Source organism: Arthrobacter zhaoxinii (assembly GCF_024385505.1).
Classification (GTDB): Bacteria; Actinomycetota; Actinomycetes; order Actinomycetales; family Micrococcaceae; genus Arthrobacter_B; species Arthrobacter_B zhaoxinii.
Map to the genome: position 1 here is coordinate 542,704 of NZ_JANFLT010000005.1, position 25,048 is coordinate 567,751.

The window sequence follows — 25,048 nt, forward strand, 5'->3', positions numbered from 1 at the left end:
GCGGTGGTGGTGGAGCTTCGGTCTTAGGCAGCGCCGACGACGGCGGGCAGCTCACGGCCGTCGAAGCAGGTGCGGGTGCCGGTGTGGCAAGCCGCTCCCACCTGGTCCACGCGGACCAGCAGGGCGTCACCGTCGCAGTCCACTGCTACGGACTTCACCCACTGCACATGTCCGGAGGTGTCCCCCTTGCGCCAGTACTCCTGCCGGGAGCGGGACCAGAACGTCACCCGGCCCGTGGTCAGGGTGCGGTGCAGGGCTTCGTCATCCATCCAGCCGAGCATCAGGACCTGGTTGGTGTCGTACTGCTGGATGACGGCGGCCACCAGCCCGGCGTCGTCGCGCTTGAGCGACGCGGCGAGCTCCGGATCGAGGGCAGCCGGCGGATTCTGGGGGGAAGGTGAAGGAAGCATCGCTACCGATTCTACTGCCCGGCGCTAAAACGCCGCCGCGCGCGCGAATTGGAGCCGCAGCCCCGCCGAAACACCGGGTTCCATGCTAGTTTCAGCAGTGATGCATTTCGTTGATCCGTCCCGTGAAGTCCTGGCCGAGACGCTGCTTGCAGCCGGGCCCAATGCACCCACGCTTTGCGAGGGGTGGCAGACCAAGGAGCTCGCAGCTCATCTGTACCTGCGCGAGCACCGTATGAGTGCTGCCCTGGGCATGTTCATCAAGCCCCTGGCGGCGCGCACGGACAAGGCGCTGGAGGAAACGGCGCAGAAAGCGTCCACCACGGAAGGCTACGGCAAGCTGGTCCGCGCCTTCCGGGCCGGCCCGCCCCGCCTCTCCCCCATGCACCTCAAATCGGTGGACAACAGCGCCAACCTCAGCGAGTACTTTGTGCACACCGAAGACATCCGCCGCGCCTCGGACCGCTGGGCGCCGCGCGCCCTGGATTCGGACTATTCGGATGCCTTGTGGGCCGAACTGATCAAGCGTGCTGCCATCCTGTACCGCGGCGTGGACCTGGGCATTGTGCTGGTCCGCCCGGACGGTCCCCGGCACGTGGCCAAACGCGCTCCGGTGTCGGTGGCGATTGTCGGCGAGCCCTGTGAGCTGCTGCTGCACGCCCACGGCCGGACTGGGCATGCCCTGGTGATGTACGAGGGCCAGCCGGACGCCGTCGCCCTGCTGGAAAGCGCCGACATCGGGCTTTAGGCTGCCGCCGGCCTTAGTCCGTCAACCCCAGTAGTCGGCTTAGGACCCGTGTGGACCGCTGTTCCGGTTGGCCTGGCGGCTGATCTCATGGCCGTCGCAGACGAAGGCGCCGAGGGTATGTATAAGCCCGTGATACTCCGTGGTCAGGACAAGATCGGCTGAACCGTCCTCTTGTGCCACATATCGATCAGGGATGCTTCCACTGCCTTGGTATTTAAAGGTTTCCCTAATCCAATTACGGGTATCACTTAGAGTCTGATCGGACCTATCACGGTCCAGTCTTTCTGCGAGCTTTTTACAATTCTCGCCCAGCTCCGGGAGTCCCACCAGGCTCAACAGTTCAGCGAACCTCGATATATTCCGTACAGCATCGTCAACATAATTCACGGTGACTATTCCAATCCCGAAGTACTGAGGACGTCACGTTGCTCCCACATTGCTTCCGCCGCCTCCGCTCAAGTAGTGCTCGATGAAGTCCTGGGAGGCAGCGAGGAACCAGTCCTCCATGGAGGCGTACTCACGTGCGACCCAACGCAGCGGCGCCCCGTTCTTCCAAATCAGATCCCAGTCATCGGTTACTACAACCTTGCTGCCGGTCCAGCACGCCACGTCATCATTATCAGTCCGACGGGCAAAGGGAATGACCTCCCAGCCCGGGAATACCTTCTCAATATGCTGAGCTCGCCATAACTGGTCTCTCCTCGCAGAAGAAACCATGGGTGAAGGTCGATTATCCCGTACTCGATCATGTGGCCGTACAGAGCAGGCAGTGATTCATTTCCTACCATTGGTTCAACGGTCTCCTTGACTATTAGTCCCAGGTCGAGCTCTTCAGAACAGAAAGTAGGACCGAGGCGGTACCGCCCGCCTTGCGAACCGCCGCACAGCCTGAATCGTCTCCATATAGTCCTTCGTGCGCTCAACATCCGGCGTCCCGTCTGGGTGAGCAAAATATAGGTCAGGAAGCCGACCGGATCCAGCCCCAAGGGCGCTAATGATTTTGCGTCAAACCTCATGCAGTTCCCTGTGTGAAGGTTTTCCGTGCGTTCATTTGCTGAACGGTCCCACCGACTCCCGGCACTCCTTCTACATATGAGACTCGTCGTGCTCTGGCTTCGTCTTCCTAACCGCCAAAAAGATCCGCACTGGTGATCACGTCTCCAACCCGAAGGCGTTCATATGACTCGTCCCACGGCTCCAAACCAATGTGGGCTTTCATAGCCATTTCAAAACGAATTGGCGAGGTGTCTCGTCTGAACGGGATCATCTCTTCCTCCAATGGAGTGGCCGGTCACCACACTTCTCCCTTGAAGTTCTCGATCATGCAGTTCCCCAACTGCCTCGTGCCTGTCTTATATGCAGGCAGGAACTTTTCGCTATCGACCGGTCGCTGGTCAACTACCCGCCAGTGCCCGTGACGAATAAGGGCATCGAAGGTTAGCCCAGCGAGGAAGGGTTTGGTTTGGAGCACCTCTGGAATTCGTAATGGAACTTCGTTCGCTGGTACCGCAGAATCGAATACGACTATGTAATACGCGGCATGAAGCGACGAGATAACTTGCCCCAGCGCAACCCGGTCATCATCTAACGGAATCGTGAAGATGTCGCCGCCTTTCGGCGCTGAAACTCTTCGATTCTTGACCATGGGGCTCCTCCTGAATTTTCGTATCTTCGGTCGCTCATTTGGTGGGCCCCACTCACCCGGACGGGTCAGGCAGTAGCCCTGTCACGGCCCTTCCTGGGTCGCCCGGTTTCAGTCGCCGAAGAGCTCCGCACTGGTGACGATATCCCCTGCCCGGAGCTCATCGTAGTACTCGGCCCACGGCTCCAACCCAGCGTGAGCCCGGATAGCATTGTCAAAAATCGCGGAAGAAAATGTGTCCCTGAAAGGGAGTGTCTCCCTCTCCAAGTCCGTGGCAGGGCGTCTCCGGGTGCCCCAGAAGTCCACGACCATGCACCGTGCCGGGGTGTGCCCCCCGATTTTGTATGCCGGAAGGAACTTCCGGCCGTCCACCGGTCTGTTTTCGAGCATCTGCCAGCGCCCCGGGCGAAACAATGCATCAAAGGTGAGCCCGGCAAAGAGAGGCTCAGACTCGAGCACCTCCGAGACCAAGGACGGCACCTCTTCCTCCGCTGCGATGAAATCGAAAATCAGTACGTAATAGGTGCCAGAGAAGTACGTGGAAACAACCTGGCCGACAGCGGCCCTGCCGTCGCCCAGAGGGATCTTGAAGACGTCCCCATCTTTCAAGGAAGGCCACTTTTGCTTATTCACCGTGGATCGCCTCCAGCTTCCTGATACCTCGCATCATTAGTCCTTTTCCGCAGCCGCCACGAGGCTGGGGCAGAAAGAGAAACCTGTCCAGCGAACCGGGTCCGCGGCGCCAGTGGACCGGAAGCGTTACGCGGACCGGGGCTTGGCACCGGCGCGAGCCGGGCCGTAGCCCTGTCACAACCCTTCCTGGGCCGCCCCATGTAAGCCCGGTTTTCAGTCGTCGAAAAGGTCCGCACTCTTGACGTATCTCCCCACTCGGAGTTCGTCGAAGACATCTCTCCAGGGCTCCAACCCGACATGGGCTCTCATCGCCCGCTCAAAAATCGCAGCGGAAAATGTGTCCCGGAAAGGCAGTATCTCTTTCTCCAAGTCCGTGGCAGGTCGTCTCCGGGTGGCCCGGAAATTCTCGGCCATGACGTTGCCGGGACCGCCAATCACGATCCGATACGCCGGAAGGAAATTCCGGCCGTCCACTGGCCTGTTCTCCAGTACCTGCCATCGCCCTGGGCGGAACAGAGCATCCAGGGAAAGTCCAGAAAAGAGCGGTTCGGACTCGAGTGCCTCCGTGACCCGCGAAGGCACTTCTTCCTCGGGGGCCACAAAATCGAAGATAACCACGTAATACTCAGACAAATGCTCAGATACAATCTGACCAACGGCCGCTCTGCCGTCGCCCAGAGGGATCTTGAAGACGTCACCATCTTTCAAGGAGGGCCACTTTTGCTTATTCACCGTGGATCGCCTCCAACTTCCTGATACATCGCATCTTTATTCCTTCCCCGCAGCCACCGGGGGGGCAGGGGCAGGAAGAGAAACCTGTCCAGCGAACCGGGCTCGCCCCATCAGCTGACCGGAAGCGTTAGGTGCACCGGGCACGGCACCGGCACGAGCCGGGCCGTAGCGGTCACAACCCTTCCTGGGTCGCACCACGCGAGCCCGGATCCCAGTCGTCGAAGAGCTCCGCACTGGTGACTACATCCCCTGCCCGGAGGGCATCGTAGTACTCGACCCACGGCTCCAACCCAGCGTCAGCCCGGATAGCATCGTCAAGAATAGCGGACGAGCGTGTCTTCCTGTGAGGAAGCGTCTCCCTCTCCAAGTCCGTGGCAGGGCGTCTCCGGGTACCCCGGAAGTCCTCGACCTTGCACCGTGACGGGATGTGCCCCCCGATGATGTAGGCCGGAAGGTACTTCCGACCGTCCACCGGCCTGTTCTCGAGCACCTGCCATCGCCCAGGGCGAAACAATCCATCATAGGTCAGCCCGGCAAAAAGCGGCTCAGACTCGAGCGCCTCCGTGACCAACGACGGCACCTCTTCCTCCGCTGCGATGAAATCGAAAAAAACCATGTAATAGCTAGTCAAGTACTTAGAAACAATCTGGCCAACAGCGGCCCTGCCGTCGCCCAGAGGGATCTTGAAGACGTCACCATCATTCAAAGAAGGCCACTCTTGCTTACTCACCGCGGATCGCCTCCAGCTTCCTGAAACCTCGCATCATTAGTCCTCCCCCGCGGCCACCGGGGGCAGGGGCAGGAAGAGAAACCTGTCCAGCGAACCGGGCCCGCCCCACCAGTGGACCGGAAGCGTTAGGCGCACCGGGTACGGCACCGGCACGAGCCGGGCCGTAGCCCTGTCACAACCCTTCCTGGGTCGCACCACACGAGCCCGGATCCCAGTCGTCGAAGAGCTCCGCACTGGTGACGATAGTCCCTGGCCGGAGCTCATCGTAGTACTCTATCCACGGCTCCAGCCCAGCGTGGGCCCGGATAGCGTTGTCGAAAATCGCGGGCGTGCGTGTCTTTCTGTGAGGGAGTGTCTCCCTCTCCAAGTCCGTGGCAGGGCGTCTCCGTTTGGCCCAGAAGTCCACGACCATGCACCGTGCCGGGTTGTGCCCCCCGATGATGTATGCCGGAAGGAACTTCCGACCGTCCACCGGCCTGTTTTCGAGCATCTGCCAGCGCCCAGGGCGAAACAATGCATCAAAGGTGAGCCCGGCAAAGAGAGGCTCAGACTCGAGCGCCTCCGAGACCAAGGACGGCACCTCTTCCTCCGCTGCGATGAAATCGAAAATCAGTACGTAATACGTGGCAGACAAGTACTTGGAAACAACCTGGCCAACAGCGGCCCGGCCGTCCCCCAGAGGGATCTTGAAGACGTCACCGTCCTTCAAAGAAGGCCACTTTTTATTCACTTTGGATCGCCTCCAGCTTCCTGATATCTCTTATCACTCATTTGGTGCCGCTTATTGGAAAGCCCGCCATCCGGGTTCGCCTTATTTGTGGGCCCGCCCCATTCGCGGATATAAAACTCCTCCAGTCTATCCAACTCGATGCCCGGCTCTGCTCGGTCCAATTCGTCGAATTCAAATGTGATCCCGGGAATGCTTCTGTTGTGTTCTGCTTTTCGCGCCTCAAACCTCTCCGGACTCTTGGACTGCCCGATGTAAGGCTTCACCTGACCTGACGGGTCAGTGCGCAGATAGACGATCCCTTCCGGTTCAGGTGAGAGATCTTCCAGCCTCTCCTGTCCAAGAACTTTCTCTCCGAGCTCGTCAACAGCGCTATCCACGCCGTTTGACACGGCCTCACGCACCACGGAGTTGCGGAAGACTCTGGATGCAACCCCGCCGGCACCGAAACCCACCAGGTTCAGGCCGGCCGAAAACCAGTTCACCTCACCCGTGGTGGCCTTCTGGATCACCACGTCGGCACCGAACATGATCAATGCTGCACCGAAGCCCTGGCCGCCGGGCACGAACATCAATGCGACCCCGCCCAGAATCGCCGCACCGCCGACAACGTATTCCCAGTTATCCGCAAACCAATCACCGGTAGCAGCCAACGCGCCACGGTTGGCCGCGTCGTACGCCTTCAGGTCCTCATCCGTCAACGGACGCAGGCCGGTGGGGTCACTGGCGTTCAGCGGGTTATTGCCTGCATACGCGTAGGGGTTGCCGTCCCAGCCTGCACCCAGGACCGGTGCCAGCGGGTCGGTGGAGAGGAAACCACGGGCTGCCGGGTCATACGCCCGGGCTCCCATCCACTCCAGACCCGCAACATCCAGGCCGCCGTTACCGGTCAGACCGATCCCGGCCGGTAAACCACCCGACACCCCGGATACCGCACCGGGTTCGGGGATGACCGACGCCCCCAGTACTGCCCACGGATCGGTTTCATCAGTGGGCCGGGCGGCCCGCCACCCCGGCGCGGTCCAGGCCTCGCCAATGCCAGTGACACCGCCGGGCAGGGACAACACCTGCTCGTCCCCGATGCCAGCCAGCGTGGGGATCGGGCTCGCCGTGTCCCACCACACTGGGCAGCCGTCAACCGACGCCAGTTCGCCCAGGGCATCCACCCACAAGTTATGCCGGGAAGTCTCCGTCCCTTCCGGAGTCCGCTCGACCGTGCCCTGCAGGTACCCGGTGTCGCCCCAGGTGTATTCGGTCCAGGATCCGTCGGCACCGATCAGCCGGGACCGCCGCCCGAGACCGTCGTAGACGTACTCCGTCCGGGACCCGTCCGTCTCCATGACGGAGACCAACTGCCCGGCCATGTCATAGGCATAAGTGCGGGGCCCAGCCGGGGTGTGTTCGCGGACCAGGCGGCCGCCGGCGTCGTACTCCCACTCCGAGACCTGCGCCCGGACGGTAGCGGCAGCATCCGACGCACCCAAAGGCGTGGTCGCAGCCGCGACCATCTGCCCGGCACCGTCATACCCGTACCGGGTCACGGCGCCCCCACGGGTCAGGCCGGTGATCCGGCCGTCCCCGTCCCGGCCGATCAGCGTGATATCCGGACCGTCGCCAGCTGCACGGTTGGTGCGGGTGTGCTCGGCCAGGTACCCGTTCCGGTACACCCATTCCTGGACCAGATCCCCTGCAGTGACGGCAGTCAGCCGCCCGGACGCGTCATGGGTGAACACGGCCTCCCCCAGCCGGGGGTTCCCCACCGTCTTGATCCGGCCGGCGGCGTCCCGCTGATAAGTCGTGGTGGTTCCGGTGGCGTCGGTGAACCCGGTGCGGTTTCCATCCGCGTCGTACTCCCAGGACATCCCCTGCCCGCCGCGGGTCCGGGATACCAACTGATGACGGCGGTTGAAGCCAAGTTCATGCTCAACCGCCAGCCCGTCGTCCCCGGTGAAATCGGTTATGACTACGCGGCGGTTCTGCCGGTCACGGTCCACGGAGGAGAGCAGCTTCCCGTTATAGGAGGTGCTCTTCTCCCGGCCAGCCGCGTCATAGGTCCAGGTGGTGGTGTTTCCGTCGGGATCCGTCTGCGAGAGCTGCCGGCCCGCCTGATCATAGGTGGCCGTGGTGACCCGGCCGAGCGGGTCACTGACCGAATCGACCTTGTCGGTTCCGGTGTAGGTGCGGGTGGTGACTCCACCGAGCGGGTCGGTGATCCGGATCAGCCGGCCTCGGACGTCGTACTCGAACCGGGTCCGCCCGCCCACGCCGTTGATCGTTTCGACCAGTTCCCCGGCCACGTTGTACTTAAAGCGGCGGGTGCCGTACCAGGAATCCTGGGAGAAGCTCAGCCGGCCGGCCTTGTCGTACCCGTACCGGGCATTGCCGTTCCCGGGGGTCATCCGCAGGATGAGCCGCCCGGCCGCGTCGTACTCGAAGGTTTCGGTTTCACCGGTGGGCAGGATCCGGGCGGTGACGCGCTGGTCCGCGTCGTAGAGCAGTTCCGTGACCGCGCCCAGGGGGTCGATGGTTTTCCAGGGACGTCCGCAGAGGTCGTACTCGTACCGGGTCACCGCACCGGAAGGGGAGGTCACGGAAGTGATCTTCCCGGACACATCCCGTTCCAGGCGGGTCAGTCCGCCCTCGCCGTCGATGAGCTCGACAGGGTTGCCGGCCGCGTCGTAGATGGTCAGTTCCGCGGACCCGTCTGCCCCTTCAACCCGGACCGGGCGGCCGTATTCGTCGAAACTGTAGGTTGCGGAGGAGAACGCGTCCGCCACGGTGGCGGTGCCCGCCCCGCGGTCGGTGGCGGCCTCGGTCCGGACACCGGTGGGGTCGACGACGGCGGTGAGGTTGCCGATCTTGTCGTATTCGCGGATCCAGTCGTGGCCGGCGGGGTCGGTGATGCCGGTCAGGCGGGAGAGGGTGTCGTGGGTGAAGCCCCAGCGGGCGCCGTCGGGCAGGACCGTCGCGGTGACGTTGCCGAGTTCGTCGAAGATCCGCTCCGTGGCCCGGCCCAGCGGGTCGATGGTGCGGACCAGTTCACCGTTGGCGGCATACTCCAGCGTGGTCCGGCCGCCGTCGGGGGCCACCGCTGCGGTGAGCCGCCCGGCGGCATCGTATTCGAAGGACCAGGTGGCCCCGTCGGCTTCCTCCCGCCGGACCAGCAGGCCGGCAGTGTTGTAGGAGAAGCGGGTCTGCGCCCCGGAAGGGCTGACCGCCGCTGTGGGGCGGCCGGCAGCGTCGCGGAGGATCCGGGCCGTGTCCCCGACCGCGTTGCGGGTGGCGACCAGATCGCCGGACCCGTCGTAATCGAACTCGACGGTTACTCCGGCCGGGTCGGTGACGCGGGTCAGGAGCCCGTTCCGCCAGGACAGTTCGGTGCGCCCGCCCAGCGGATCGAGAATGACCGACGGGTCCCGGGTGAGCTCATCAGCGTATTCATACGTGACGACTGACCCGGATTCGGTGACCAGAGTGGTGATCCGGTCCTGCCCGTCCCACCCGTAGGTCAGGTCCGCCCCCTCCGGGGTAACCGTGCGGGTGCGGCGGCCCCGTTCGTCGTAGGCGTGGACCGTGACGGACCCGTCGCGTTCGGTGAGCGAGACCAGGTTGCCGTGCTTGTCGTAGGCCATGGACTGGCGTTGGTCGTGGGAATCCAGCACCCCGACCAGCCGGCCCTTGGCATCGGCAATCCACGAGTTGGAGCGGGTGCCGTCCTCATCCGAGACGGCGGTGACGCGGCCGGGGAGGTAGGCGAACCGGGTCCGGCGGCCGTGCTGGGTGACCTGCAGGATCACCCGGCCCTGCTCGTCGTAGGTGTTTTCGGCTTCCAGCACCCCGGCGGCGGAGTAGACGGCATCGATCAGACCGGCTTCGTTCCAGCGGTAGGTCCGGGTTCCGGTTTCGGTGGTGACCGAAACGAGCCGCCCGGCGTCGTCATACCCGTATTCCACCCGGCGTCCGTCCGAAGCCCGGACCACGGCGGCCAGGCCGTTCACGTAGTCGATGTCCAGGAACCGGCCGCGCACATGGGACAGGCGGGTCACCTGACCTGGGCGACCGGCGTCGTTATCCCCCGCGTCCTCCCGGTGCACGGAGACCGTCCGGCCGGGACCCGAACCGGCACCGAGCCAGACGCCGGCCAGGGTGTAGGCCCACCAGCTACCCTCGTTGTCCCGGGCTACCAGCAGATCGGTGCTGCCCTCGGGTACGGAAGCCAGTTCCGCGAATGCAGCGGCGCCGGCAGGTTCGCGGGTCAGCCAGTAGTTCTCCCCCACCGCACGTTCCCAGGCCTCGCCCTCGCGGGGGAAGTCCACGGCACGGCCGTCGGCCAGCACCCAACGGCAGCCCTCATCCGAGAGCACCAGGTGCTGGTCCAGGACGGATGCCCAGCCGGGGCCGAACACGCCCGGGGTCGCCAGGCCTGAGGCCAGCGAGTTGTACATCCGTGTAAGGACCAGGTTCGAGGCTGTGCCTGGGAAGCCCAAGTCCGTTTCCGGTTCGATGAAGTTGCCCGTGGCCGTGTTCACCGGGTCGTTGGCGTACCCGGTGGTCGGCACTGCTCCGTAGGCTGTGGGCGGGTCAATCTTCAGTGCATCACGGGTCGCATCCACGCCTGCGGCGGCCAGTGCTGCGGCCAGGGCCGCGTCCGAAACCGTCGAGACGTTCGCTTCCCCGCCGGCGGCCGCGAACGCATCTGCGACGGTCACCGCCCAGCGCGCATCGTTCTCATTGGCCGTCAGGTATTCGTTGTAGGCCCGCATCACCCCGGATGCCTCGATGGTCCCCCAGGTGCACAGAGACGCAAACGAGGACAGGTGGCCTTCCAGGGTGCCCGGAACCGCGGTCAGCTCGCCGTCCAGACCGCGGGATCCTACCGCGAAGGAACGAAGGTTTTCCGGCCGCGCCGAGGACGTCCCGCCGCCGTGTCCGCCGCTGCCGGGCGGCGGTGTGTCCCTGTCCCCGGGGACCGCCGTCGCCGGTTCAAACGTCGGCGCCGGACCGCGATCTTCGTTCGGGCGCTTTCCCTCCCCCCAGATCCAGTCCCCGATCTCCTCCAACATGCTGCGGTTGTTGTGCCGGTAGACCCATTCATTGTTTTCCCGGCGGCGGTCGTCTTCGTCATGGCCGGCGTCGATCATCTGCCCCGCGTACTTGGCCACTGTCCGCAGTGCCTCGGCCAGATTCCTCGCGTCCGCGGCCGCAACTCCGGCGTTGTCCTGGAACTTGTTGGCGAATTGCCCGTTGAACTCCTGCTTGCCTGTGGAGACGTAAGAGGCCCGGGATCCGGCCTGGCCGTCAAGCCGGGAGGCAGCATCTTCGAAAGCGGATTTCAGCCCCTCGGCCACCGAATAGACAAACCGCCCCCGGGAATCCTCCGGCAGCAACGGCACCTCAACGAAAGTTTCAGAATCAGACATGCTCAATGCCCCCCACTGGACAAACCCGGAAAAGATCAACCAAGACGCTGCCGTTTACTTCCGGGACATAACACCGGAAGCAAAACGGCAGAACACTTCTAAAAATCGAAGCCCTGAAGCTCGGGCGCGGAAAATACGCGGCCGGTCAAGATAAGGGTTCGAGGGCCGGGCAGCCGCCCGCCGAAGCGGTGCGGCTACCCGGTCATTACTCGAAAAGAACTAGAGGCGCTTAAGCGCCGCCGCCTGCGGAGAAGATGTTCTCCGAGATCTGCTGCAGCTGGGTACGCAGCTGCTCGAGTTCCTCCCGGGCCTTATCCAGCGCAGCCTTGGTTTCCGGCCACACGGAACCGCGGAACTGCGTGGCCAGGGGGCCATCCCAGGTGTTCGGATCGGAAAGGATCTTGCCCTGCGCATCCAGCGCTGCAATCTGTTCCGTGAAACCGCCGTTGATGATGGACTGAACTTGGCTGATAGCAGTCTTAGCCTGCTCGGTAGACAACACACGTGACATGAAAATTTCCCCCTGGCAATTAATGCTTCTCCGCCGGACTCAGAATCACCAGCGACTGGACGGTGGTGACCATACCAATACCTTCTGCATCAAACAAGGGTAAAAAATTACTTATGTAAAAATGCCGCCCCGCACTCGAAAAGAGGAAAAACCATAGAAACCCAAACAGTAAACAGCGGGGCACTGAGCCAAGTGCTGCGCGAGCCATTCAGGAAAAACGCTTTGCTACCGGGGCAGCAATAAGGCGCCCCACCAAACGGTGGGGCGCCTTTGTTGTCAAACGGTGAACTTAGGTCGGCGGCGAATGCATCTGCGACGGTAACCTCACGGCACCGCAGTGCCGGTGATTAGCCGGCGGGATCGGTATCCTGTTTCTCCGCCGCTGCGTGCCCGGCGGCTGATGGCTTGGCCTCACCGGCATGTGCGTCCTTCTTACCGAACGGCAGAACCTTCATCAGCGGGTGCAGAACCGCCATGATGACCAGGCCCCAGGCCAGTCCGACGATGGCCGAACAGAGCGTATTCACGAGCCAGCCCAGGATGCCGCCCACCACTGCAAGACCGGCCACGGGGTGCTCCAACGTGTGGACCAGGTCGTACGGCGCGTGCCAGCCGAGGTCGGATGCCCCTACCAGCATGATGTGGCCGCCCACCCACAGCATGGCGACGGTTCCCACCAAGGTGATGGCAGCCAGCACGGCGGGCATGCCTTTCACCAGCAGTCCGCCGAGGCGCTGGGAGCCTGCTGACTCCTTTTTCGCCAGATGCAGGCCAATGTCATCCATCTTGACGATCAGCCCCACGGCCCCGTACACGAGGATGGTGATCGCAATGGCCACGACCACGAGGATGGCCGCGCGGGCCCAGATGGACGCGTCGCCCACCTCGTTCATGGAGATCACCATGATCTCGCAGGACAGGATGAAGTCGGTGGTGATGGCTCCCTTGACTACCTTGGACTCGGCGTCGGGACCCCGCTCCACCGCCGGCGCCTCTTTGTCCTCATGGTGGCCGAAGAACTTGTGCCAGACTTTCTCCGCACCCTCATAGCAGAGGTAGGTGCCGCCGAGCATGAGGATGAAGGGGATCACACCGGGGATGAAGGCGCTGATCAGCAGCAGTGCCGGCAGGATGATCAGCAGCTTGTTCCGCAGTGAGCCCCAGAAGATCTTCTTGATCATCGGGAGTTCACGGGACGGGTCGGCACCGGATACGTACTGGGGGGTCACGGCGGCATCGTCAATGACGACGCCGGCAGCCTTGGCTCCCGCCTTCGCGGCACCGGCAGCAATGTCATCCACCGAGGCGGCGGCTATGCGTGCAAGCGCGGCAACGTCATCCAGCAGGGCGACGAGTCCCCCGCTCACAGTCCGGCTCCATGATGTGGGACGGGCAGGTGGTCGTAGATGGCGTCCTCGAGACGCAGAATTGGCATATAAGAATAATAAGTCCGCCGGGGACCAGTCCCGGACAGCGGCACCGGGGCGGTTGAGGGCGTTACCCCCGGGAATGCCCGGCTTTACGCCATAGGTACGGAGGTGATTTACGGGACGTTCGCGGAGCGAGCACGATTACCTGCACATACGGCAAAGGCGCCCCACCAAACGGTGGAGCGCCCTTCCTGCGAACGATTAAGAATTAGATAGTCGCCGCGTCAATGACGAACCGGTAGCGGACGTCGGACTTCAGCACGCGCTCGTAGGCGGTGTTGATGTCCTCGGCCTTGATCAGCTCGATCTCGGGGGCAATGTTGTGCTCGGCGCAGAAGTCCAGCATTTCCTGGGTTTCGCGGATGCCGCCGATGTTGGAGGCAGCGTAGGAGCGCCGCTTGCTCATCAGGGTGAAGACGGAGATCGGCAGCGCCTCGGGCGGGGCACCCACGCTGACCATGGTGCCGTCCAGGCGCAGCAGGGACAGGAACTGCTGCAGGTCGATCGGCGCGCTGACCGTGTTGATGATCAGGTCGAACGTGTTCGCGAGCTTCTCGAACGTGCTCTCGTCGCTGGTGGCGTAGTAGTGCTCGGCACCAAAACGCAGGCCGTCTTCCTGCTTACTCAGCGTCTGGGACAGCACGGTGACCTCGGCGCCCATGGCGACGGCGATCTTCACGGCCATATGGCCGAGCCCACCCATTCCGACGACGGCGACCCGCTTGCCCGGTCCCGCGTTCCAGTGTGCGAGGGGAGAGTAGGTGGTGATGCCGGCGCAGAGCAGCGGAGCGGCTGCTTCATACGGGATGCTTTCCGGAACGCGGAGCACGAAGCCGTCATTGACGACGACGGAGGTGGCGTAGCCGCCCTGGGTGATGGTGCCGTCGCGGTCCTTGCTGGCGTAGGTGCCGACGTTGCCGTTGAGGCAGTAGTTCTCCATGCCGGCCTGGCAGTTTTCGCATTCGCCGCAGGAGTTGACCATGCAGCCCACGCCTACGCGGTCGCCGACCTTGTGTGCGGTGACCTCGGTGCCGACCTCGGCCACGGTGCCCACGATTTCGTGGCCGACAACCTGCGGGTACGCGATGGGTCCCCATTCGCCGCGGACGGTGTGGATGTCCGAGTGGCAGACACCGGCATAGGCAATGTCGATGAGGACGTCATGCGGGCCGACCTCGCGGCGTTCGATCGTGGTGGGAACCAGCGGATCGGTGGCGGAGGTGGCTGCGTAAGCGCGTGCGGTAGTCATATTTCTCCAAGCTGTGGGGGAACCGTGCCTTACGGCACTTAAAGCACAAGTCCGATCCGGCGTCGTTTATTTCCCCGGGGTTCCGACGACGGCGGATCCGGCCCGCTTCGAGCCCCGCCGCCGGTACGCCAGGCCGATGCCGCCGCAGATCAGGTAGGCCGCGCCGATGGACAGCCACCCCGCGAGGAAACCGCCGGAGTACTGGAGCAGCAGTCCCATCGCCAGCGGTCCCAGCGCGAACCCGGAGTACATGCCCAGGGAGACCGCTCCGGACGCCGAGCCCACCCGTTCCGGCGGCACTTCCCGGAGCACCCCGGCCATCACCACCACGTTCACCCCCAGCACGGAGGCGCCGTGGAAGACGACGCCGGACCACAGCAGCGCGGGCGCTCCGGTCTGTCCGGCGGCCAGGAGCAGGGCTGCACCGCAGACCGCGCCGGCAGCCAGGATCAGCAGCAGTGTGGAGGCGCGGACGCCGTCAGCCATCCGCCTGCCCCACAGCACCCGGGAAGTCACGCCGACGACGCCGGCCACCGCGGCGGTGACGCCGCCCATCAGCAGCGAGAAGCCGATTTCCCGCTGCGCAAAGAAGGGCAGGTACACGTTGGTGGCCTGCATACCCGCACCGGAAAACAGGGCGAACGCGGCCAGCAGCCAGACCGAACCGGGAAACTTGCGGTCTGCCGTCCGTCGTCCCGAGGCCTGCGGGGCTGCAAGCCGCGGTTCGGGCGGCAGCCGGAACCACGCGTAGGCCAGCAGCAGGAACAGGACGACGACGGCGCCGACGGCGGCACCGCGCCATCCGGCAACCAGGGCGGCTGCCGGGAAAAAGAGACTGGAGAACAGCTGGCTGGCCTGCACCCCGGACTGCTTGATGCCCATCCACCCGGGCCGTTTGCCGGGTTCGACCGCGCGGATGATGATCCGGTTGGTCGTGGGGTTGGAGATGGCCTGCGCCGGTCCGGAAAGCAAGACGGCGGCGAGCAGCCAGAAGTAGTTGCCGGAGACGGCGGCGAAGCCCAGGGCCAGGGCGGTGCCGCCGAAGATGATCAGGAGCTGGGAGCGGGCGGCGATCCGGTCGCTCAGCCGGCCCAGCCACATCGAGGACACCGCAGCTCCGGCGAAGCAGGTGGCCGCCAGCACGCCGAACTGCGCTTCACTGATCCCCAGGTCCGCCATGATCAGCGTGCTTGTGGCGGAGAGCCCGTAGTTCATCATCGGGCCGGCGCCCATGGCGCAGACCAGCACAAACAGCAGGCCGGGTCCGGCGGTGGAGCGCACGCTCTGAGTCCCTTCGTGGAGTAACAGGACCCATTGTGGCCTGCCGACCCGGAAGTTACCGAGTGCGACGGCCGGGGCGTCCGGATATCATTGGTGGGCACCCGCCCCACTTCGATGCAAGGAACCCGAACCCGTTGAACAGGAAATCACTCAAGGATGACGGCTTCACCGGTTTCCGGCCCATCGACGGTCTGGACATCAACCGGATCCCGCAGCGTCAGGGCATTTTCGCCGTGCTGCGGCCCGAGGGGTTCGAACCGCGGTTCCTCAAGGAAAGCACGGCCGGGGTGTTCAAAAAGAAGAAGCCAACGCTGTCCCGGGAAGAGCTCGCCGCCGAGTGGGTGGCGGATGCCGACGTGCTGTTTCTCGGCAAGGCCGGCGCCGGCAGCCAGGGCAACCGCGGCCTGCGCCGGCAGATCTCCGAATTCGTGGACTTCGGCAGGGGAAAGCCGCCAGGGCACTGGGACGGCCGGCTGATCTGGCAGCTGCTCGATGCAGATGATCTTCTGGTGGCGTGGAAGGAACTGCCGCCCGACGCGCTCAACCCGGCCCTTGCAAAGTACCAGGCGGAATTCATCCGGCAGTACGGCAGGCTTCCCTTCGCCAATCTCATCCAGACCCGCGCTTAGGATCTGTTAACCACGGTCCGGCACGAAGTTGACCCGTTTTGCGCCACATGGACTCCGGAGCGGTTAGACGAACTCGTTGCGGAGGGTGCCGATGCCCTCCACGGTACTGGTGAGGACGTTGCCTGGCTGCAGCGCAATGCCATGGGCCTTGCCAACCCCGGCAGGCGTCCCGGTGAAGATAACGTCGCCCGGGAAGAGAGTAACAATTCGGGACAACTCGGCGATGATCTGCGGCACAGAGAAGATCATGTTGCGGGTGTTGCCGTCCTGGACCTTCCATTCACCGGCTCGGCTGCCGTGACCCTCGATCACCGTTGAGAGACGCAGCCCCTCATAACCCGGCAGTTCATCGAGCGTAACGACGGCTGGGCCGAAGGGAGAGAAATTCGGGAAGGACTTGCCCAGGCTGAACTGCGGGACCGGCGGGCGTAGCTGGATTTCACGCTCGCTCAAGTCCTGACCCACACTTAGCCCGGCAACTCCGTCCCATGCGTCGGCCGCGTCGACCTTATGCATTTCCTTCCCGATCACAGCGACCAGTTCCACCTCATAATCCACGGCCTCTGAGGGTAGCTCGACGACGGCGCGGGGACCGGCGATCGATGACTGGAACTTGGTGAACACAAACAGGTGCTCCGGATAGGGCAGGCCCGCTTCGTCGGCGTGATCCTTGTAGTTCAAACCGATCGCGAAAATCTGCCGCGGGTTGGGGACGGGGGCGTCCAGTTCATTCTCGTCGTACGGCCGAGCGTCCGAGTAGTCGGCTCCCTCGGCCCAGGCACGGAAAGTGTCCCAGTCCTCATAGAGGCCGAGGGGTGCAGGGCCGAACTTACCGGCTGAGGCCTTCTCGATATCGAGAGCCTGTCCGTCGCGGACCAGGACGGCTCTGCCATGAAGATTTGCGATGCGCATAAGAGGTGTCCTTTAGCTGGGAAGCAGGTCTTAGCCGATGGGGAGGGCGCCTTCGAGGATGTCAGCTTTGCAGACCATGCTCGATAAGGCAATCAATTATCGATAATGCGAAGATTCACCGGAAGGCAGTACTGTTTTTCCATGGCTACGCAACTTCGCTCCGCATCGCTGACTGCGCATGTTCACGAACAGCTCCGCACCGAGATCCTCAGCAATGTTTTCGCGCCCGGCAGTCCGCTGCGCCTTGCGGTGCTATCCAAGCGGTATGGAACCAGCATGTCGGTCATTAGGGAAGCTCTTGTCCGCTTGGCTGAACAGCATCTGGTGGTACTGCTGCCCAACCAAGGGTTCCGCGTGGCCGAAATATCCCGGGAAGACCTGATTAACCTCACCGAACTACGCATCATGCTGGAGGGTCTCGCCCTGCGCCGGTCCATCGAACACGGCGACATGGAATGGGAGGCCAAGGTTGTCTCCACGCACCACGTGTTGGAGCGGGCCGAACTGCACCGCGAGGGTGAGCCTGGCACAACCGCCGAATGGAGTGCGGCCCACGCAGCCTTCCATGACGCATTGGGCACGGCTTGCGGCAGTCCGCGAATGATCGCCATGGTTCGAGGACTTCGGGACAGCTCGGAACTCTACCGCCAACTCTCCGGAGCGGGTGGGGCGGAAGCGAAGCGGGACATACCCGCCGAGCACAGGGAGTTGATGGAGCTGGCCTGCGATAGGCGTGCCGACGAGGCAGTTGCGGCGTTAGAGCGCCACTTCCAACGCACGACAGACTTGCTTCTGCAGTCAGTGTTGGCCGAAAACGGCGGCCAACCGCACGACTAATTGATGACAATCCTTTGATTATCGATAATTCCTTGCGTTATCTAAAAAAATAGTCGATGCTGGCTGAACCACGGACGCGTAACGACGCGCGTCGCAGTCCAAGGGGGATATTCATGACCAGCTCTTCTTCCTCGGGAGCACATTCTGCTTCGGCCGCCAACCCCGGCTCCGCCAATTCCGGCCTTACCCGGAGCCTCGGCACCACTATGCAGGGAGTGCTTCTGCTGCTGGGCAGCTGCATGCCAGTCCTGGGCGCGGTTCTCCTGTCCCCCGTCTTGCCGACCATCGCCGCGCACTTCGCGGACACACCTGGTGTCGCTATCCTCGTTCCGATGGTCCTGACCGTTCCGGCCCTGTTCGTCGCATTGGTTTCGCCGGTCGCAGGCGCTGTCGCAGATAAGGTGGGGCGCAAAAACCTGCTGCTTTGGGCGATGTTCGCCTACGCTATCTTTGGCACTGCACCCTTCTTCATGGATACATTGGTCGGGATTGTCGTCACGCGGGCCCTCGTAGGGGTCTGCGAGGCCTTCATCATGACCTGCTGCACTACGCTCATCGGCGACTACTTCCACGAGACACGCCGCAACAAGTACCTGTCCCTTCAGACGGTCTTCACCACCGTCAGTGCGGTGGCATTCCTGACGATCGGCGGCCTCCTGGGTGCCGGCGGCTGGCGCAACACCTTCTGGATGTACAGCGTCGCCGTGGTGCTCGCGGCCATCATGCTCCCGGTCCTCCGGGAACCGGTCAAGAGCCCGACGCGCAATCTCCGCCAAGCGGTCCCCTGGCGACAACTCAGTAAGCCGGCCCTGGTCACATTGTTTGGCGGCATCGCCTTCTACACGCTGGTCGTCCACCTCTCCTACATCCTGACTGAGCTCGGGCTGGCTGATGTCGCCAGGATCGGTATGATGTCGGCCCTAGCCTCGCTGGCCACAGCGATGGGAGCCTTCTCCTTCCGCCTGGTCGGTGGTTTCGGTCCGTACCGGCTACTTCCTATCGCTTTCGGTTTGACGGCCATCGGGTTCGTCGTGATCTGGGCTGCCTCCTCAATTCCGGCGGCAATGATCGGCGCCGTATTGGCCAGCGCGGGCACTGGTTTGCTGCTGCCGTCGCTGATCACCTGGGCTCTAGGCGTTCTGCCGCAGGAGGTGCGCGGGACGGGCACAGGAATCTGGACCAGTTCGTTGTGGATTGGCCAGTTCATCTGCCCATTCGTCATTGCTGCCCTCGGCGCAGCCGCGGGCGGTCTTGCAGCCGGCATAGGCATTCTGGGACTGCTGGCGGCCGTGATGGCAGTGGTCAGCTTCTTTGCAGCGGGCCGGTCGGCCAACACCAACAACCTCACCCTGACCGAAGCCTGAGATGGAATTTTCCATCCTCAATGACGAGAGATACGGCCAGCGGAAACGTCCGGCCCAACCTGGAAGGCAACCATGAACCACCTTGAAATTCCCGTACTAATTATCGGAGCGGGTGGCGCGGGGCTGACGGCCTCGATGCTGTTCGCGGATCTCGGCATCGATTCCCTCACGATCAGCAGCACAGCATCCACCTCCGTGCTGCCAAAGGCCCACGTGATCCAGCAGCGTTCCATGGAGGTTTACCGGAAGCTCGGTGTCAGTGACGACATCTACGCGCAGGGCACTCCGCCGGAAAACATGGCGGCCACCGGCTGGTACGCCGGCCTCGTCGGCAAGGACCCCATCTACGGCAAGGAGATCGCCCGTCAGGAATCGTGGGGCGCCGGCTATCAGGACCCGGACTACATCGCTGCAAGCCCGTGCCGACAGACCAACTTGCCGCAGATCAGGCTGGAACCCATTCTGCTGAAACACGCCCGGGAAAAGTCACCCGAAGGTGTGTGCTTCAACCACGAACTGATCTCTTTTGAGCAGGACGACGACGGCGTCACCTCCACGGTGCTCAATAAGGAGACCGGTGAAACGTACACCGTTCGCAGCGCGTACCTGCTGGGCTGCGACGGCGGCAGGACCGTCGGCAATGCTCTCGGCATTGAGATGCAGGGGGAACGGAACATCCTCTACAGCGTCTCCGTACACTTCTCAGCAGATCTCAGCGAGCATGTCAGTGACCCCAGCGTGCTAATCCATTGGATGTGGCCCGCCCACACCGGCCTGCTCACGTTGCTGATTCCCATGGGTCCGGAGAAGTGGGGCCCAGAGTCGGAAGAGTGGGTCTTCCACGAGAACTACGCCGCGGATGACAAGCGGATCTTCGACGATGAGGCGATGGTTGCTGACATGAAGATGGCGTTGGGGCTGCCTGACCTTGAGCCGGAAGTCCACAAGATTACGCGGTGGTCCTTCGAGGCGCTGGTCGCGGAACGGTTCCAGGAAAATCGGGTGTTTCTGCTTGGCGACGCTGCCCATCGGCATGGTCCGACGGGCGGACTCGGCCTCAACACAGCCATTCAGGACGCCTACAACATCTGCTGGAAGATCGCCGCCGTGCTGCGCGGACAAGCCGCGCCCGAGCTACTAGCCACCTATGAACAGGAACGTCAGCCTGTCGCCGTCACCAACGTCCGACGATCCACAGAGAACGCCTTGAACCATATGGCCATCGGCCAGGCGCTCGGAGTCTCTCCAATGCAGACCGAAGAGGAAAACCTCACCGCCTTAAAGCAAATCTGGAGCGATGATCCGATGGACGAGGAGTTCCGTGCCAAACTGCGGTTCGCCATTGCCTCGCAGTCCATGGAGTTCCGGGAACACAACATCGAGTTCGGATACCGATACGAGTCGCAGGCTGTCGTAGCGGACGGCAGCCCCGAGCCACAGCCGACAGAAGAGATCCGCATATATGAACCCTCGACCAGGCCTGGTTCGCCTCTGCCACACGCGTGGCTCGAGGACCACCGTGGAAACAGAGTTGCTATCCAGGACCTCGGAAGCGTCGGACAGTATGTGCTGGTCGCGGGGGAATCCGGTGACGGATGGGTGGATGCCGCCCGCTCCGCCGCTGATGAACTAGGCATCGATGTGCTCGCGTTCACGGTCGGTCATGCCACTGGCGATTACCTAGACCCCCGATGCGCGTGGACACGCTACCGCGGCCACGGTCCTGCAGGCGCCGTCCTGATCAGGCCGGATAAATTCGTCGCCTGGCGTTCAGGCATGGCGACGGAGAATCCCACCGCGCAGGTTCGGGATGCTCTCCTCCAAGTCACGCGGAGGCGGTGAAATCACGGCAGGGAGCTCGAACGCTACCGCAGGTGTCAGACCGCGTTGAGCGTCTTGCTGAACAGCACATATTCGCCATCTTGGCCCGTGGCCTCATAGCCCGCGGACCGGTAGAGCAGATCGGCCTGGTTGCTTCGGTGAACACCGAGTTCCACAACGCGGCCGCCGCTTGGCCTGGCCTGCTGCTCGAACGCCTCCAGGAGCAGCCGCCCGAGTCCTTGGCGACGACGGCTGCCGAGGACACTGATCGAGACCAGGGTTGCGGTGTCACCATCGAGGCTCCACATCGCATACCCGAGCGGGTGCCCATCTGCATCAAGGCAGAAGAGCGTGCGGGGAAGGCAATCGATCCAGAGTGCAAGGTTCTGGTCGAGAGCTGCCAGCCATCCCTGGAGCTCATCCGGCTCGATGGCCTCCATGTACTCGCGCTCCTGGCGGAGGATGAAAGGCAGATCGCTTGCTTCGGCGGGTCGAAGGCGCGTTGGCAGAGTCATGGACGTGAGCATGCCACAGTCATCCGCGCTCACAGCGGAAGACGGGCGCGCTGACGCCCGCCTTCCGCTGCCGTCCTACAGTTCGGAATCGCCCGGAGCGGTTTCCGACCGCTAGCGGACGTCGAACCCGGCGTCGCGGATGGCCTGCTTCACCTCATGGATCGCATCGTCCGGGCCGAAGTGGAACACCGAGGCGGCCAGGACGGCGTCGGCCCCGGCGATCACCGCGGCCGGGAAGTGTTCCGGCTTGCCGGCCCCGCCGGAGGCGATCAGCGGCACGTCGACGGCGGCGCGGACGGCGCGGATCATTTCGATGTCGAAGCCCTCGCGGGTGCCGTCGGCGTCGATGGAGTTCAGCAGGATCTCCCCCACACCGCGGTCGGCGGCCTCCTTCGCCCAGGCGACGGCATCGATCCCGGTGCCGGTGCGCCCTCCGTGGGTGGTGACCTCGAAGCCCGACGGCGTGGCGCCGTCGTGCGTGCGGCGTGCGTCCACGGAGAGCGTCAGCACCTGCGAGCCGAAGTGCCGGGTGATTTCGTCAATCACGTCGGGGCGGGCGACGGCGGCGGTGTTGATGGAGGCCTTGTCCGCGCCGTAGCGCAGCAGCCGGTCCACGTCCGCGATGGAGCGCACTCCGCCGCCGACTGTCAGCGGAATGAAGACCTCTTCGGCGGTGCGGGCGACCACGTCGAACGTGGTGTCGCGGTTGCCGGAGGAGGCGGTGACGTCGAGGAAGGTCAGTTCGTCGGCACCGGCGCGGTCATACCGGTGCGCGAGCTCCACCGGATCGCCGGCGTCGCGCAGGCCTTCGAAGTTGATCCCCTTGACCACCCGCCCGGCGTCGACGTCCAGGCAGGGAATGACGCGGATGGCAACACTCATGGCGTGTCCCCTTCCCTAGATCCGGCAGGCGTGGATGCTGCTGACCAGGATGGCGCGCGCGCCGATGTCGTAGAGCTCGTCCATGATGCGGTTGGTGTCCGACTTCTTGATCATGGAGCGCACTGCCACCCAGTCGCTGTTCTGCAGCGGGGAGACGGTGGGCGATTCCAGGCCCGGGGTCAGCGCCGCGGCCTCGTCCACGAGGTCCTTGCGGACGTCGTAGTCCATCATCACGTACTGCCGTGCCACCAGGACACCGCGCAGACGGCGGATCAGCACGTCGACGCCGGCGGGGCTGGCACCCTTGCGGCCGATCAGCACGGCCTCGGACTTCAGGATCGGTTCGCCGAAGATTTCCATGCCGGCGGCGCGCAGGGTGGTGCCGGTTTCGACGACGTCGGCAATTGCGTCCGCGACGCCGAGGCGCACGGAGGATTCCACGGCGCCGTCGAGCCGGACCACGGATGCGTTGATGCCGCGTTCGGACAGGTAGGAGCGCAGCAGGCCGTCGTAGCTGGTGGCGAGGCGCTTGCCTTCGAGCTGGTCAATGGAGGAGAAGTCCCCCACCGGGCCGGCGAAGCGGAAGGTGGAGGCGCCGAAGCCGAGGTTCATCAGTTCTTCGGCGTCCACCTGCGCGTCCAGGAACAGGTCGCGGCCGGTGATGCCGACGTCGAGCGTGCCGGCGCCGACGTAGACGGCGATGTCGCGGGGGCGGAGGAAGAAGAATTCGACGTCGTTATCGGGGTCCACCATGACCAGTTCGCGGGTGTCGCGGCGCTGGCGGTAGCCCGCCTCGTTGAGCATGGCGGAGGCGGATTCGGACAAGGCACCCTTGTTGGGTACGGCTACACGGAGCATGGGAGCATCTTTCGCTGGAAGTTCGATTGGAGAAAGGTTCGACCGGCGGGCCACACGCTGAAATTCAGCGCGCGGCTAGAGATGCTTGTAGACGTCCTGCAGGGTCAGGCCTTTGGCCAGCATCAGGACCTGGAGGTGGTAGAGCAGCTGGGAGATTTCTTCGGCGCATTCGGCATCGGATTCGTATTCGGCGGCCATCCACACTTCGGCGGCCTCCTCAACAACCTTCTTACCGATGCCATGCACGCCCGACTCGAATTCGGCCACGGTGCGTGACCCGGCGGGGCGGTCCTGAACTTTCTGGCTCAGCTCGGCAAAGAGGTCTTCGAAGGTTTTCACAGTGCAAGGGTACGCTGTGGCGCGCCGTGGGGCGGAATCGTGAGGCGGGGTGTGACCGCAAGGGACGGGCCGTAGGCCCCTGACCACGGGACGATAGTCTTGTTTCCGCTCAAACACTACGCACCATCCGGTCCTGGCCGGCGAAGGAACAAATGAAAAACTCTCTGGCAGCCATGGCGCTGCTCACCATCATCCTCACCGGCTGCTCAGCTAACGACGAGACCACAGCGCAAGGCATGGAGGCCCCCACAGTGTCTCCGGCGTCGGAACCCTCGCCCAGCCAGGTCGAGCCGGCGAGTTTGGAAGAAGCCATCGCAACCGCCAAGAAGGAGTACGGCACATCCTTGGAGACGATGAGCGCCCTGGCCGACGTCCGCCGTTTCGCAGAGAAACAGCTCCAGCCCGTAATGCCCACTGAGGAGTGGAACGACATCATGGTGTTCGAGATTAGGACCGAAATGGACATGCTGGGAGAGCGCAGTACTGACCGTGAGTTTTCCGTAGCCACCCAGAAGTACGCCGTCATGGTCGAAGAAGCTGCTCTGGACGCCGGCCTCATCCACTAGATCGCGGCGTACCCTGAGCTATGGAATCCGCGATCCGGAATCTCCCGCTGCACACCGGCATCACGGTGCCGTGCCTCGTCCAGGGCGAGCCCGACGCACGACCGGTCTTGCTGCTGCACGCATGGGCCGAATCGCGCCGGAGCTTCGACAGGCTGCTGCCCGGGCTGGCCGGCTTCCGGATCTATGCCCCGGACCTCCGCGGCCAGGGCGATGCCGACAAACCGCAGGACGGATACTCGCTGGCAGAACAGGCCCAGGATGCCGCAGCAGTTCTCGATGCACTTGAGGTTTCTACGGCGACGGTCCTTGGCTCTTCGAGCGGCGGCTATGTCGCCCAGCAGCTGGCCATCGAGCACCCCGACCGGGTGGCGTCACTCGTGCTGGTGGGCGCTCCCTTAACCCTGCAGGGCCGGCCCGGGTTCGCTGACAACGTCGACGGCCTGACGGACCCCGTTGCCGAGGACTGGGTGCGCGGTTTCCTCGCCTCCTTTCCCCTCATCCAAAAGGTTCCCCCGTGGTTCATCGAGGACCGGGTGCGCGACGGCGTCAAGATGCCCGCCCACGCGTGGAAGCTGAGCCTGCGCGGCTTGTACACGGCCGTGCCGCCCACCGAGTCGGGCACCCTCGACGTTCCCACGCTGATCCTGTGGGGCGGACAGGACGAGCTGCTGCCCCGCGCGGACCAGGATGTCCTGGCCGCCCGGATTGAGGGCGCGGAACTGAAGATCTATCCCGATGCCGCCCACCTGGTTTTGTGGGAATGCCCGGAACAGGTCGCAGCAGATACGACGGCGTTCCTGGCTTCTCTCGCTTGA

General features: G+C 63.7%; 24 protein-coding genes. 7 read left to right on the forward strand and 17 right to left on the reverse strand.

The window, feature by feature from the left end; genetic code table 11:
• Nucleotides 1-23: 23 nt before the first annotated feature.
• Nucleotides 24-410 carry a phosphoribosyl-AMP cyclohydrolase gene (gene hisI / locus NNX37_RS09880; protein WP_255792348.1) on the reverse strand — a complete coding sequence of 129 codons (387 nt, stop codon included), beginning with the start codon at nucleotides 408-410 and terminating at the stop codon, nucleotides 24-26.
• Nucleotides 411-510: 100 nt separating this feature from the next.
• Between hisI and NNX37_RS09885 the strand changes: the two genes are divergently transcribed.
• Nucleotides 511-1,155: a TIGR03085 family metal-binding protein gene (locus tag NNX37_RS09885; RefSeq protein WP_255792835.1), complete on the forward strand. Its 645-nt coding sequence runs from the start codon at nucleotides 511-513 to the stop codon at nucleotides 1,153-1,155.
• A 420-nt stretch (nucleotides 1,156-1,575) separates the two neighbouring features.
• Here NNX37_RS09885 and NNX37_RS09890 read toward each other — a convergent pair whose 3' ends face one another.
• The 11 genes from NNX37_RS09890 to NNX37_RS09940 form a co-directional block, all read right to left on the reverse strand.
• Nucleotides 1,576-1,764, reverse strand: coding sequence for a hypothetical protein (locus tag NNX37_RS09890; RefSeq protein WP_255792351.1), 189 nt, complete (start codon nucleotides 1,762-1,764; stop codon nucleotides 1,576-1,578).
• Nucleotides 1,765-2,446: 682 nt separating this feature from the next.
• Entirely contained in the window at nucleotides 2,447-2,800 is a 354-nt protein-coding gene (locus tag NNX37_RS09895) for an Imm26 family immunity protein (protein ID WP_255792354.1), read from the reverse strand.
• A gap of 108 nt (nucleotides 2,801-2,908) precedes the next feature.
• Entirely contained in the window at nucleotides 2,909-3,430 is a 522-nt protein-coding gene (locus NNX37_RS09900) for an Imm26 family immunity protein (RefSeq protein WP_255792356.1), read from the reverse strand.
• Between the two features lie 213 nt (nucleotides 3,431-3,643).
• Nucleotides 3,644-4,138, reverse strand: coding sequence for an Imm26 family immunity protein (locus tag NNX37_RS09905; RefSeq protein WP_255792359.1), 495 nt, complete (start codon nucleotides 4,136-4,138; stop codon nucleotides 3,644-3,646).
• Nucleotides 4,139-4,334: 196 nt separating this feature from the next.
• A complete protein-coding gene (locus NNX37_RS09910; protein ID WP_255792360.1) occupies nucleotides 4,335-4,892 on the reverse strand; it encodes an Imm26 family immunity protein in 558 nt (185 codons plus the stop codon).
• Nucleotides 4,893-5,064: 172 nt separating this feature from the next.
• On the reverse strand, nucleotides 5,065-5,601 hold the full coding sequence (locus NNX37_RS09915; RefSeq protein ID WP_255792362.1) for an Imm26 family immunity protein: 537 nt from the start codon (nucleotides 5,599-5,601) through the stop codon (nucleotides 5,065-5,067).
• Nucleotides 5,602-5,618: 17 nt separating this feature from the next.
• Nucleotides 5,619-11,039, reverse strand: a complete 5,421-nt coding sequence (locus NNX37_RS09920) for a DUF6531 domain-containing protein (protein WP_255792364.1) — start codon at nucleotides 11,037-11,039, stop codon at nucleotides 5,619-5,621.
• A 229-nt stretch (nucleotides 11,040-11,268) separates the two neighbouring features.
• On the reverse strand, nucleotides 11,269-11,550 hold the full coding sequence (locus tag NNX37_RS09925) for a pyrophosphorylase (protein WP_255792366.1): 282 nt from the start codon (nucleotides 11,548-11,550) through the stop codon (nucleotides 11,269-11,271).
• Nucleotides 11,551-11,897: 347 nt separating this feature from the next.
• Entirely contained in the window at nucleotides 11,898-12,917 is a 1,020-nt protein-coding gene (locus NNX37_RS09930) for a DUF808 domain-containing protein (protein ID WP_255792367.1), read from the reverse strand.
• 271 nt (nucleotides 12,918-13,188) lie between these two features.
• Nucleotides 13,189-14,229: an NAD(P)-dependent alcohol dehydrogenase gene (locus NNX37_RS09935; protein ID WP_255792368.1), complete on the reverse strand. Its 1,041-nt coding sequence runs from the start codon at nucleotides 14,227-14,229 to the stop codon at nucleotides 13,189-13,191.
• Nucleotides 14,230-14,295: 66 nt separating this feature from the next.
• Nucleotides 14,296-15,510 (reverse strand): MFS transporter, encoded by a 1,215-nt coding sequence (locus NNX37_RS09940; protein WP_255792369.1) that lies wholly within the window; start codon nucleotides 15,508-15,510, stop codon nucleotides 14,296-14,298.
• Nucleotides 15,511-15,644: 134 nt separating this feature from the next.
• On the opposite strand from NNX37_RS09940, the gene NNX37_RS09945 reads away from it, so the two are divergent.
• Entirely contained in the window at nucleotides 15,645-16,139 is a 495-nt protein-coding gene (locus NNX37_RS09945; RefSeq protein ID WP_255792371.1) for a hypothetical protein, read from the forward strand.
• 63 nt (nucleotides 16,140-16,202) lie between these two features.
• On the opposite strand, the gene NNX37_RS09950 is transcribed toward NNX37_RS09945, so the two are convergent.
• The gene (locus tag NNX37_RS09950) at nucleotides 16,203-17,051 is read right to left on the reverse strand and encodes a fumarylacetoacetate hydrolase family protein (RefSeq protein WP_255792373.1); all 849 of its coding nucleotides are present in this window, start codon (nucleotides 17,049-17,051) and stop codon (nucleotides 16,203-16,205) included.
• A gap of 141 nt (nucleotides 17,052-17,192) precedes the next feature.
• Between NNX37_RS09950 and NNX37_RS09955 the strand changes: the two genes are divergently transcribed.
• The 3 genes from NNX37_RS09955 to NNX37_RS09965 all read left to right on the forward strand — a co-directional run bounded on the left by NNX37_RS09955 (nucleotide 17,193) and on the right by NNX37_RS09965 (nucleotide 21,094).
• Nucleotides 17,193-17,888 carry a GntR family transcriptional regulator gene (locus NNX37_RS09955; RefSeq protein ID WP_255792375.1) on the forward strand — a complete coding sequence of 232 codons (696 nt, stop codon included), beginning with the start codon at nucleotides 17,193-17,195 and terminating at the stop codon, nucleotides 17,886-17,888.
• Between the two features lie 113 nt (nucleotides 17,889-18,001).
• Nucleotides 18,002-19,252 (forward strand): MFS transporter, encoded by a 1,251-nt coding sequence (locus NNX37_RS09960; protein ID WP_255792377.1) that lies wholly within the window; start codon nucleotides 18,002-18,004, stop codon nucleotides 19,250-19,252.
• A 72-nt stretch (nucleotides 19,253-19,324) separates the two neighbouring features.
• Nucleotides 19,325-21,094: an FAD-dependent monooxygenase gene (locus NNX37_RS09965; RefSeq protein ID WP_255792380.1), complete on the forward strand. Its 1,770-nt coding sequence runs from the start codon at nucleotides 19,325-19,327 to the stop codon at nucleotides 21,092-21,094.
• 35 nt (nucleotides 21,095-21,129) lie between these two features.
• On the opposite strand, the gene NNX37_RS09970 is transcribed toward NNX37_RS09965, so the two are convergent.
• The 4 genes from NNX37_RS09970 to NNX37_RS09985 all read right to left on the reverse strand — a co-directional run bounded on the left by NNX37_RS09970 (nucleotide 21,130) and on the right by NNX37_RS09985 (nucleotide 23,667).
• Entirely contained in the window at nucleotides 21,130-21,588 is a 459-nt protein-coding gene (locus NNX37_RS09970; RefSeq protein WP_255792383.1) for a GNAT family N-acetyltransferase, read from the reverse strand.
• Nucleotides 21,589-21,699: 111 nt separating this feature from the next.
• Nucleotides 21,700-22,470, reverse strand: coding sequence for an imidazole glycerol phosphate synthase subunit HisF (hisF, locus tag NNX37_RS09975; protein ID WP_255792384.1), 771 nt, complete (start codon nucleotides 22,468-22,470; stop codon nucleotides 21,700-21,702).
• 15 nt (nucleotides 22,471-22,485) lie between these two features.
• On the reverse strand, nucleotides 22,486-23,328 hold the full coding sequence (hisG, locus tag NNX37_RS09980) for an ATP phosphoribosyltransferase (protein ID WP_227922084.1): 843 nt from the start codon (nucleotides 23,326-23,328) through the stop codon (nucleotides 22,486-22,488).
• 75 nt (nucleotides 23,329-23,403) lie between these two features.
• Nucleotides 23,404-23,667 (reverse strand): phosphoribosyl-ATP diphosphatase, encoded by a 264-nt coding sequence (locus NNX37_RS09985; protein ID WP_152218540.1) that lies wholly within the window; start codon nucleotides 23,665-23,667, stop codon nucleotides 23,404-23,406.
• Between the two features lie 152 nt (nucleotides 23,668-23,819).
• Between NNX37_RS09985 and NNX37_RS09990 the strand changes: the two genes are divergently transcribed.
• Nucleotides 23,820-24,233, forward strand: a complete 414-nt coding sequence (locus NNX37_RS09990; RefSeq protein ID WP_255792386.1) for a hypothetical protein — start codon at nucleotides 23,820-23,822, stop codon at nucleotides 24,231-24,233.
• A 20-nt stretch (nucleotides 24,234-24,253) separates the two neighbouring features.
• On the forward strand, nucleotides 24,254-25,048 hold the full coding sequence (locus NNX37_RS09995; protein WP_255792387.1) for an alpha/beta fold hydrolase: 795 nt from the start codon (nucleotides 24,254-24,256) through the stop codon (nucleotides 25,046-25,048).

What these genes read in the sequence shown, in the direction of transcription:
- hisI (WP_255792348.1), bottom strand. Translation starts at nt 410, where the DNA reads ATGCTTCCTTCACCTTCCCCCCAGAATCCGCCGGCTGCCCTCGATCCG.
- NNX37_RS09885 (WP_255792835.1), top strand. Translation starts at nt 511, where the DNA reads ATGCATTTCGTTGATCCGTCCCGTGAAGTCCTGGCCGAGACGCTGCTT.
- NNX37_RS09895 (WP_255792354.1), bottom strand. Translation starts at nt 2,800, where the DNA reads ATGGTCAAGAATCGAAGAGTTTCAGCGCCGAAAGGCGGCGACATCTTC.
- NNX37_RS09920 (WP_255792364.1), bottom strand. Translation starts at nt 11,039, where the DNA reads ATGTCTGATTCTGAAACTTTCGTTGAGGTGCCGTTGCTGCCGGAGGAT.
- NNX37_RS09925 (WP_255792366.1), bottom strand. Translation starts at nt 11,550, where the DNA reads ATGTCACGTGTGTTGTCTACCGAGCAGGCTAAGACTGCTATCAGCCAA.
- NNX37_RS09935 (WP_255792368.1), bottom strand. Translation starts at nt 14,229, where the DNA reads ATGACTACCGCACGCGCTTACGCAGCCACCTCCGCCACCGATCCGCTG.
- NNX37_RS09950 (WP_255792373.1), bottom strand. Translation starts at nt 17,051, where the DNA reads ATGCGCATCGCAAATCTTCATGGCAGAGCCGTCCTGGTCCGCGACGGA.
- NNX37_RS09955 (WP_255792375.1), top strand. Translation starts at nt 17,193, where the DNA reads ATGGCTACGCAACTTCGCTCCGCATCGCTGACTGCGCATGTTCACGAA.
- NNX37_RS09960 (WP_255792377.1), top strand. Translation starts at nt 18,002, where the DNA reads ATGACCAGCTCTTCTTCCTCGGGAGCACATTCTGCTTCGGCCGCCAAC.
- NNX37_RS09965 (WP_255792380.1), top strand. Translation starts at nt 19,325, where the DNA reads ATGAACCACCTTGAAATTCCCGTACTAATTATCGGAGCGGGTGGCGCG.
- NNX37_RS09970 (WP_255792383.1), bottom strand. Translation starts at nt 21,588, where the DNA reads ATGACTCTGCCAACGCGCCTTCGACCCGCCGAAGCAAGCGATCTGCCT.
- hisF (WP_255792384.1), bottom strand. Translation starts at nt 22,470, where the DNA reads ATGAGTGTTGCCATCCGCGTCATTCCCTGCCTGGACGTCGACGCCGGG.
- hisG (WP_227922084.1), bottom strand. Translation starts at nt 23,328, where the DNA reads ATGCTCCGTGTAGCCGTACCCAACAAGGGTGCCTTGTCCGAATCCGCC.
- NNX37_RS09990 (WP_255792386.1), top strand. Translation starts at nt 23,820, where the DNA reads ATGAAAAACTCTCTGGCAGCCATGGCGCTGCTCACCATCATCCTCACC.
- NNX37_RS09995 (WP_255792387.1), top strand. Translation starts at nt 24,254, where the DNA reads ATGGAATCCGCGATCCGGAATCTCCCGCTGCACACCGGCATCACGGTG.